Below are 10,007 nucleotides of genomic sequence, written 5' to 3' on the forward strand. Positions count from 1 at the left end.
CTGTTTTAACTTTTGAGGGATTTGTAATATAATAAATGATACAGTTTCTGAACGATCCTGTATTCGTAAACCCGATATTTCCAAATTGATTTACTTATCGGGCTATAATATTGCCAAATGTATTTGTCATAATCATCCTGCCATTCTTTAAACCAGGTGGCAGTATCTGTGGTTTTTTGATCAGCGTGTTTTCGGGCGGTTCCTATAGGGATGCGAATGTGCTTGGTTGCTCTTCCGGGAAATAAACGCAGCCATAATTCGGCATCCATGGCACAGTTTAAGTCTTCCCATATTTGGGCATGCACTTTTTTTTGCCAAAAAACCGAATGCGAAAGTATAATACCGCCGAAACGCAAATAGCGTTCTAATACAAGCGGGGCATATTGAATTTTTACATCACCAGTAATGTCATCCAATGTTAATCCATCGCCGTAAACTATATCAAGGTTTGCGTCGCTTATAAAATGTGGTATAACGTTATTAAGGCCGTTGATGGTTAAATAATCATCACTGTTTAACCAATAAAATATTTCGCCGGTAGCTATTGAAAAACCTTTATTGATTGCATGCGATTGGCCTCTGTCCTTTTCGCTGACCGCCATGCTTATGAAATCTTTATAATGGTTTAAAACATCAACCGTGCTGTCACCTGATCCGCCATCCATAATGATGAGTTCGAGATTGGGGTAATTTTGTAAAAGCACAGACCTGATGGTTTCCTCAATGAACATACCCTGTTGATAACTGGGCACAACAACTGATACTTTTGGACAGTTATTTTTGTCTTGAAATTTTACGGTTGATTCAATAGTCCACGGCCAGCCATTTTTTTGCTGATGGAGCGGGGATGGAATATGTTTTAGATTCCCTTTTGCACTAAAAGGCACGTCTTTTAACGGGAAGGCATGAGGATATAACTCATATAACCGCGACTGATATGAACTATAATCTGGTAGTGGTATTGGTTTAAGAGGCGTGTTTTCAGCCATTGTTTATTTCTGATAAAGCCCGGAAAACTCCGCAAGCACCCTCCCATTTAATATAATTTGCCTTGTTTTTCCACGCGCTAAGCATAATCCAAGCTTTGGCCTGCCTAAGCGGAACAGTCCATTTGGGGATGCTTAGGTGGGGGTTGATATGGTGCATTTCTAAAACCTTAATCCATGATATATTACTTTTGTAGGCCATGTTTTTAAGGTAAGTAAAACTGTATCGTTTTTTGGGGATAATGTGATTAACAATTAGCGTGGGAACGTAGGCTATTTCAAATTGATTGCTTACTATTGTTAATATAATATCGTTGTCTTCGCCCGATGTTAAATCCGCGCCTTTTCTCCCTAACTTTAATTTATCATCATTCACCCCTTTTGCATAGGCCAAAAAAGCATCGTAGGTTACAACTAAGCCTGTTCCTATAGGGGCCTTTTCAGGATAATGGCTGAGCTTATAATCGATGTCATTATAACGGGAAATATATTCTTTGTCGCCAAAATCCTGGCAGCCCAAATTAATGCCGAGGGTAAAAAACCAATCAGGCGGAGTGGTTTCATACATAGGTAACGACCGGCCGCCAAAACAACCTACGTGAGGGTGGGTTAAACTAAATGCCAGGCAGTTTTCTAAATAATTTTCATTGAGTATGTTATCGTCGTCGGCAAATACGATCAGGGAACCAGGCTGGCATAAATTAAAACCAGCCAAACGTGCATAAACTAATCCAGGTTTTTGTTCGATGACTACCTGCGAATTGATGTGCCAGTCAAGATGATTCAACTCTGGTATGGGAAAAGCGCTATTGTTGTCAACAACTATCAATTCCCAGTACCGCTTATCTAAAGTTTGATTTTTAAGAGAAAGCAATGTCTCCTTTAATATTTTCGGATCGGGGTTATAAGTACAAACTATTACTGTAACCTTAATCATTGATGAGCGATAGTATTAAAATAAACATCTTCTGTTTGCTTTCCGATGATGTCGGCGCTGTATCGGGTTGCAAGTGTTTCCCTTGCCGCATTGCCTAATGAAACTATCAGGTGCTGGTTTGTAATAAGTTTTTTTACCGCTATTACAATGTCTTTTGGCGACCTGGGCGGAATAAGCAGCCCATTAAAATTATCGTTAATTATTTCGGCCATGCCGCCGTTGTTTGTTCCAATAACAGCTTTTCCCATTGCCATGGCTTCTAAACATACATATGGAAAGTTTTCCCATAGGCTGGGAAATATGCAAATATCGCTTCCTTCAATTATAGCCGAAATTTTGTGGTGGGGTTGAAACCCCAAAAAATTCAATGAACGCCTATACTTACTTAATTTTTCGCTCATATAGTCAATCATATTCAGGTGCCGGTTGGGAGATGGAGAGGGGCTGCCAACAAAAACAAACTCCGTATCTGGAAATGATTTTAAAATTTGTGGTATCGCGTTCATCAAATCTAATACTCCTTTTCTTTTTTCCAGTTTGCCAATAAAGGTTATTACTGTGTTTGATTTTGGGGAGGCCATAACAGCCTTAAAATTGTGATTGCTATAGATAAAAGGGTTTGGCACTACCTGTATCTCTTTGTCGCTTTTCCATTCGGCCCTTACAATAGCCGACAAATTTGCCGACGGGCTTACAACAGATTCGGCTAAATTGAATAACTCGTATTCAGGATCGTTGTGTTTGTTGTATCGCCAGTAAAATTTTACCCGCTGCAATCGAATTAAACCGCCTACTATAAACCGTAACTTATCAAGAATGGTGATTTTATTTGAGTTTAATTTGCCTACTAAAAAAGAGGGTGTATGAAGTTTTAAACTAAGTGGTAATGCTGGAAAAGCTTTTTTTATTTCTAACCCATCTGCCCCAAATTCCGGAGATTCAATAATATCAAACGGTAACACCTCATGTGATTCGGCAAAAACAGGCAAAACGCTTGTTTTAAATGTGGCTTTATCTTGTGTAGCTATTAGATGTAGCTTATAACCATCCAATTCTATAACCGAAGAAGTAGCATTTGGGCTTCCGCTAAAAACTTCTACATCATGGCTGCGCATCGCCATCAGTTTGCTCACATGGCTTATATAAGTGCCAATGCCACCACTGGCAATGCCTAAGGGATGTTCATAGGAAATGTAAGCTATATGCAAAGGTTGGTTGATGAAAATAAATTGTTTTTATAGGTGGCCGATGGCGCTTTTTAAATAATCAATGAAATATTTTTCGCCGGCCGGTCGGTCTGGTGCCGGCGGCACGGGCAATTCACTGTTAATAAAATCAGCTAATTCGGTATAGTTATGATATGTGTATATCCCTTGCTGCCCGTGATAGCTTCTTGACGCGCTGTTATTTGCTATTACCGGTAAGCCGGCAAGCAGTAATTCGGGTATGCGGGTTAGCGCACCCGAGCTTGGTTCCTGGTGCACCAGGGCGTAATCGCAATTAATAAGTAAATGATTTAGCTCCTGGTTACTTACGCTCCCCCATATTTTTATATTATCCCGGTTGAAAGTTCCCTTTAACTGCTCGGAGCCTAAGCCCGCAACCTGTATTTGTATGGATGGATATTTTTTAACCTGGTTTATAATTTCAACATACCCGTTGTAGGTGGGTTTATTATAAAAAGTACCTAATAACAAAATTTGTTTTACGGGTTGCTGAATTTGTGGGCGTTTGCCCCTTTCGCTCCGTGTAGCTAATAAACTTGTTTTTAATTCCTCGGGGGGATAATAAGGAAGGTAGCTGGCGTTAATACCGTACACAGACAAAAGCCATTGCTCCTCTTTTGATATAGCGAAGATATGGTCGGCATATTTTAAATATCCAAGTTCTTCGGTTAACCAACTAAATGACTTTTTTTTTGAAAGCCTGCTGGTTGCACCTTTTACCAACGATTCGATATTATGAGGTATAGCTACAAACGGAACCCTGTGTTTATGCAAAACCTCGGCAAGCAATAAATTATACTCAACGGTTGATTCCCATATAAAAAAGTCGGGTCTTGTATCAGCTACAAAATCTTCAAACTGTTTTAAATACCGGCCTATAGCGTAGTTACTTTTAAGGCCAATGATAATATTTTTGCTGTAGACTACTCCTCTTAAATAATGAAGCACGCTTTTGGTTGATGGCGCATAGGCAGAAAAGTCGGCTTCGGTAAACGGGATACCGGCCTTACTCACAATTTCACTGATTTGAGCAGTTCGTTTTTCGCCTCCATGTCCAAATTGGTTAGGCAAAAAATGAGAATGTTTATATATGTTTAACATATGAGTATCATACTTTATGGCGCTGCTTATCTTGTATTCTTAGGCTTATTGCCCGGTGTCCAAAAGCATCCGGTAAAAATTCAGGTATATATTATATTAAACATTTGTTTTTTTTTGTCCGACGATAAATCGAGGTATAGCTTTCTGATTTGCTTGATGTCCTCTGGAACAGCTTCTAAATTAATTCCGGTTAACAAATAAATGACTTCCGATTCATGTTTGCTGCTCCAGCGGCTTTTAAAGCTGCTTTTGATCAGTATGTAACGCAAAATACTGGCGGACAGGAGTATAGCACTGTTAAGCGTTGATAAATTACTTATTGATAATTGCAACCCGCATAAACCTAGGATCCGTTTTTCGTAATCCGATCCCTCAAAAAAACGCTGCCGGTACGCCGACGTTAGCCGTTCCTGTGGCATGTAATGCTTAAAAAAAAGGTCTTCGTCATAATAAAGATCATAACCAAGTATTCTTAAGCGCATACAAAATTCCACATCCTCCCCGCGCGCCAGGGTGTTTGCTTTAGGCCCTGTTAAAAAGGATGGGGAATTTAAATAAACCCTGTTATATAGAGCTTTTTTAAAAACCATGCCTGCACCCCAAAGCGTTTTTTTTTTATCTATATACCCTGTTGTCTCGCTTTGTTTGCCTACCGCGTATGAGTATTGCACAGTTTCAAACCAATCGGGTATCGCCCCATCGGTTACCGCTACGCTTTGGCCGGCTGCGGCTCCAATTGCAGGAGCACTTCGCATAATACGCAAAGCCCTGTCGATATAATCGTCCCTAAGCCAATTGTCATCATCGCAAATGAGTATAAGTTCATAAGCTGCGTTAATGATACCGGTCTCTAACGCATGATTTTTACCCGGGCGTAATTCCTCCAGTGTTTTAAAATTAACATATGGTACAGTGTATGTGTTCCATTGCTCCCTTGCAACTTTCATTGTATCATCAACAGAAGCATTATCAACCACGATGATTTCCCATGACGTATCGGGCGGAATTTGCTGCAAAGCCAAATACTTTAAGGTTTCCGGCAGCCTTTCCGCACTGTTGTAGCAACAAATAATAACAGATATGCCTTCTTTAATCATAGTTTTGTGATAAGTGGAAATCCGGTTCGGTATTTCAGATCAGTTTGCCTAATAGGGTCATTTCTGGTTCGTGGTCTGTAATGGACAGGGCATGTATATAGGCCTCTTCTCCCATTTTTTTTAACTTTTCTCTATTGTTCCAAACGTCTTCCATTGCGGCTGACAGACACTTAACTGATGCGGTAGGAGCTAAAAACCCCGTAACGCCGTTTATAATATATTTTGATATTCCGCCCACATCCGTTGCTAATGCCGGTCTTCCGCTTAACATTGCTTCTACCAAACTTAAAGGAGTTCCTTCACTGATCGATGGAAGTATTAACAGGTCATTTTCTTGCCAGATGCTGTCAATATCCATGGTGTGGCCAACAATGGTGACATTATCCTGGAGATCATAATATTTAATCAGGCGATTGAGGTACTCCATATCTGGTCCCGCTCCATATAATTTCAGATGAAATTTCCTATCCTTCCATAGATCCTCATTTAACGCCTGCAATAATATATCCTGGCCTTTAAAAGCAGTTTCCAAACGGGCTACGCAGGCCATTTTAAGTTGATCCGTATTGTTATGATTACTTTTTATGCCTTTATTTTTGAGGTTTACCGGATTGCCGATGACCATTGCGTTTTGGATTTTACACCCCAGCTGCCTTTCGGCCGTTTCCAGATTTCGTTCAGCTACAAATAAAACAGATCGTGCTTTATTAAACAGCGATTTTTCATAGCGAGCTTGCTGATCGGAAAATCCCCCGCCATATTCACTATTGTGATGGCAAATGATCACAAACGGGGTGGTCAAACCCATTAGAAAATTATATAAATATTTATTCGCGCTGATATTAAATGTTCCACCTTGAGATATGCAAATTATGTCCGGCTTAAAAGATTGGATTTTTTTTAACGTATTTTCCTGCGCGTGACGGGGGGAAGTGCCTGCAAAATGGTTGAATAGACGTTTGTAGAATCTTTTTGGGGCATTTAAAGTAGGTTTTAATTTTATAACCTGGATATCCTCGGCAATCAAATTATTTATTTGAATAGGCTCAGGGTCCCAATCATAAACACATGCCAAGACCTTATGGTTATTTTTACTACATCGGACTGCTGTTCGTGACCACAGCTCTTCACTGCCACCCCAAGGATGTCCGGCCATCTCAGTAATAAAGGCTATATTCATTAAAATTGATATCTATAGATGGAATTTGTATAAATAGTCATTTCTTTTTAATCGTTAAAAGATTATGAAGAAATTTAAATCGGCTGACAAAGAAATACCCAAGTTTAAATGAGGTAGAATTCTTTATATAATTATTGCTCTGTTCAAGGAACTCGATTTTATCAGTTAACTTTTTTAAAATGCGGTTGTTAAGTATGTCTGATTCGGTTTGATCTAAATTGAAATGTGCTATAACATATTGATAAGCCCAAAACTCATTGATCAGCGTTTTATTCAAATGGGTTGTCGCGCTATTGTGCCACTTACGATAAAAAACCAATGGCTCATTAATGATGAAAATGGCAGGTTTCTGTTTGAAAATATGCAACCACATTAGCCAGTCTTCACCTATATCTAATTCCTCATTGAAGTGGAAATTTGTTAGCAATTTTGTCGATATGAGTGCACTGTGTATAGGAATGTCAAAGTTTACAGCCCAGTTTAAGAGTATTTTTTGGTAGGTAATCTCAATTGTTGACAGATCGAAGTAGTAATCAACAAATTCCTTTTCTTCTTCAATGAATGATTTTACCTTACTGATGATTAAATCGTTGTTATTATTGCACAAGATGCTCTTTTCCAACGATGTGGGAGCCAGCCAATCATCAGCATCTAAAAATTTCACATAATCTCCTCTGATATGCTTCATTCCTTCATTTCTGGAGGAACTTACGCCACCGTTCGGTTTTGTAATGTATTTGAATTGTTTGTTCTTCCTGCAATATTCAGTAGATATTTCCTCCGTGCCATCAGTTGAGCCATCATTGACAATGATGCATTCCCAGTTTGTATAGCTTTGCCCTAATACGCTGTTTAACGCTTCCGGTAAGTATTGACCCTGGTTATAACAAGGGACAATTATAGAAACTAAAATGGGTGGCATCAGGTAATTATTTTATATCAATTAGCGGTAAAATAAATTTTATTAGTTATTTTTCTTATCCATTTAAAGGATAGCCCAAAACTTAATAGGTATAAAAAAAACGTAATCAGGTTTGGAGACATACCCAGTAATATTTTTCTGTAGTTGATTTTTGTAGGCTTATATCCGTTATATAACCAATATTTAAGTTTGTTTTTTAAAATCTTATTGATTTCTTTTTTGTATTCAATATGCTGTTTGGCGAATAATTTAATTATAACCATAGTTTCGAATATCGCTAACCTGTCATTGGCAGTGAGCGATTCTTTCCGTATGCGATAGATAGAGAGGGGGGAATCTATTGATCTGAAAATGGCATTATTATATAAAAGTCGCAGCCACATTTCATAATCCTCAGCTACCATTATTTCTAAATAATCACCAGCTGCCAATAATACCTCTTTTTTCACCAGTACGGTAAGATGAGGTATTTTATTGCTTTCCAAAAAGGCTGATAAACCCGTTTGACCCTGGTAAATATTCGATTGAACTCCCAGAACTTTTAGGTTAGATACATCATCAGTACAGCCGTCTTCAAAATAATACGCGTCCGTAAATAGCAGATCGAAATTATTATTACAAATTTCCTCAACAGATATCGACAGTTTTTTTGTTAACCACAGGTCATCAGCATCTAAAAATGCAATGTACTTACCTGTGCTGTTTTTAAGGGCTAAATCTCTGGCTTGACTTTGTCCGCTGTTTTTCTGATGGAAATACTTTATTCTTTGATCCTGAAGTTGATATTTTTTTATAATTAAAGCTGTATTATCACTTGAGCCGTCATCAACGATCAATAGTTCCCAATGCAAATAAGTTTGATTGATCACGCTTTCAATACTCGCAGCAATATATTTTTCTACATTGTAAGCGGGCATTACTACGGAGACCAAGGGGTTAATCATACTGAATTATATTCCAGCTATTGGGCACAAAATCATTTATATTGAACTTAACCTTTGCCGGGTTGAACYAATTAACGGGTGCAAAAGTATCACCTTCATTGGGAGAAAGCCATGCACCCCACCAGCTGAAGCTGCTATTGGCGATGATATGGTGTTTACAAAAACTCATCAGCGCCATGTCCTTCCAACTGTCAGCAGATTGGTTACAGGTAACAAAACAGGTGTCTGCGTCGGCTACATTTATATTGGCCAGCGCCCAATTCGTGTCGTCAGAGAAAACGAACAAGGTCAGGTTATTATATTTTGATTTTAAAATATTCAGAGCTTTTTCATAATAGCCGGGTGGCATAACCCCGTGAATATCATAAGTTACCGGAGATTTTAAATAATCCCCCCTGCGGATATGAATGCTTACCGCATTGGGGGTATTTATTATTTTATTTTTCAACTGCTCATTACAGGCATCTAAGGGGGGAAACTCCAATTCTTCAGTCAACTGCTTTCGTATGTGTTTGAAATATYTTTCTGATTGAAAATAGCCGTCCATGTAACGATAGGTGGATTTAGATATTTCCTGAGGAAAAATGAACTCATTTTCTTTTTGTTTAATGAAGCAAACCTTGAAAACGGATCTTAAAAACCTGAAATAAAGAGATTGGCTCTTAAATAGTTTCAATTGATACGTGGAAGCCTTTTGGGTTTTGATGTTTTCAAAAATACCCAACTCATATTTTCTGGCTGTAAAATATTCTTTGTCAGTGTTGTGGGTTTCCAGAAATTGATGATCAAGATAAATAGGTTCGTTTATTTTTGATATTCCTTTAGCTGATGCATATTGGAACATTTGATTTCCGAGGCCGCCCTGAAGTTTAACCAGTAACATTATTTTTTGCGCTAAAAGCTAGTTGTAAGAGGTGTTTTTTTAATCGTTTTCAGCTCTGATTAGATTTAATTTATGTTTAATCCTATACAGTTTATGTTTAATTCTAAAATTCAGATGTTTTAAATTTATGACAAGCGGAACATTTGAAAACTTAATTTCAATTAATTCCTTCAACGAGTCATAATATGATAATTTGAAGTTTTTATTTTGAAATATTAATAATGGCAGCGTTTGCTTTAAATCAAATCCTTTATAATGGTATATCAAAACCGTTTTTAAATTTGTCCGTAATACTTCTTTCATCATTTCATAAGAAATATTTAAGGAAGCTGTTTTTAAATATTCAAAATGCTTCAGTGCCCATGATATAAATTGCAGATGACCATTGATCATGCTGTTCTTGTTGGCGGACGCTATCGAAGAAATATTAATGCCACTATAACGCCAGTACATATTTGCGTTTTGAATAACACAAATACCAGTGTCTTTTGAAAATAAAATGGAAGTGGCCCAGTCAGCTCCCTGTGCATATTCAGTAAATACAAAGCCACCACAAGCTTCATAAATTTTTCTGGAAAAAATATGATCAGGCATTGAATTTCCCCGTTCCCCTTTCAATAAATTATAGGCCATTTCTACAGAACCTTCAATTTCTGGTCCGATTATACCTGGATTAATAATTTCATCGTTTTCATTAATTGTAAGGGTGTTGAATCTGAAAACGTCAAAGG

General features: G+C 37.9%; 10 protein-coding genes. All 10 read right to left on the reverse strand.

The genetic code is table 11. The annotated features are described in order from the left end of the window. Window positions 1–5 precede the first annotated feature (5 nt). Entirely contained in the window at window positions 6–989 is a 984-nt protein-coding gene (locus AC1DQW_RS13765) for a glycosyltransferase family 2 protein (RefSeq protein ID WP_477454600.1), read from the reverse strand. Then, window positions 982–1,923, reverse strand: a complete 942-nt coding sequence (locus tag AC1DQW_RS13770; RefSeq protein WP_477454601.1) for a glycosyltransferase — start codon at window positions 1,921–1,923, stop codon at window positions 982–984. The genes AC1DQW_RS13765 and AC1DQW_RS13770 overlap by 8 nt, the downstream gene beginning before the upstream one ends. Continuing rightward, complete coding sequence (locus AC1DQW_RS13775; protein WP_477454602.1) at window positions 1,920–3,131, reverse strand: glycosyltransferase family 4 protein; 1,212 nt, start codon at window positions 3,129–3,131, stop codon at window positions 1,920–1,922. Before AC1DQW_RS13775 ends, AC1DQW_RS13770 begins: the two co-directional genes overlap by 4 nt. A 27-nt stretch (window positions 3,132–3,158) precedes the next feature. After that, window positions 3,159–4,220, reverse strand: a complete 1,062-nt coding sequence (locus AC1DQW_RS13780) for a glycosyltransferase family protein (RefSeq protein WP_477454603.1) — start codon at window positions 4,218–4,220, stop codon at window positions 3,159–3,161. A 110-nt stretch (window positions 4,221–4,330) separates the two neighbouring features. Continuing rightward, entirely contained in the window at window positions 4,331–5,347 is a 1,017-nt protein-coding gene (locus tag AC1DQW_RS13785; protein WP_477454604.1) for a glycosyltransferase family 2 protein, read from the reverse strand. Between the two features lie 34 nt (window positions 5,348–5,381). Continuing rightward, window positions 5,382–6,527, reverse strand: a complete 1,146-nt coding sequence (locus AC1DQW_RS13790) for a glycosyltransferase (protein ID WP_477454605.1) — start codon at window positions 6,525–6,527, stop codon at window positions 5,382–5,384. Window positions 6,528–6,564: 37 nt separating this feature from the next. Then, on the reverse strand, window positions 6,565–7,449 hold the full coding sequence (locus AC1DQW_RS13795; RefSeq protein WP_477454606.1) for a glycosyltransferase family 2 protein: 885 nt from the start codon (window positions 7,447–7,449) through the stop codon (window positions 6,565–6,567). A gap of 17 nt (window positions 7,450–7,466) precedes the next feature. After that, window positions 7,467–8,393, reverse strand: a complete 927-nt coding sequence (locus AC1DQW_RS13800) for a glycosyltransferase family 2 protein (protein ID WP_477454607.1) — start codon at window positions 8,391–8,393, stop codon at window positions 7,467–7,469. Further along, complete coding sequence (locus tag AC1DQW_RS13805; protein WP_477454608.1) at window positions 8,386–9,276, reverse strand: alpha-1,2-fucosyltransferase; 891 nt, start codon at window positions 9,274–9,276, stop codon at window positions 8,386–8,388. The genes AC1DQW_RS13800 and AC1DQW_RS13805 overlap by 8 nt, the downstream gene beginning before the upstream one ends. A gap of 39 nt (window positions 9,277–9,315) precedes the next feature. Then, window positions 9,316–10,007, reverse strand: a 692-nt coding sequence (locus AC1DQW_RS13810) for a hypothetical protein (protein WP_477454609.1), incomplete at its 5' end; no start/stop codon positions are given.

The sequence above is a fragment of the Mucilaginibacter sp. P5_A4 genome (assembly GCF_056400605.1).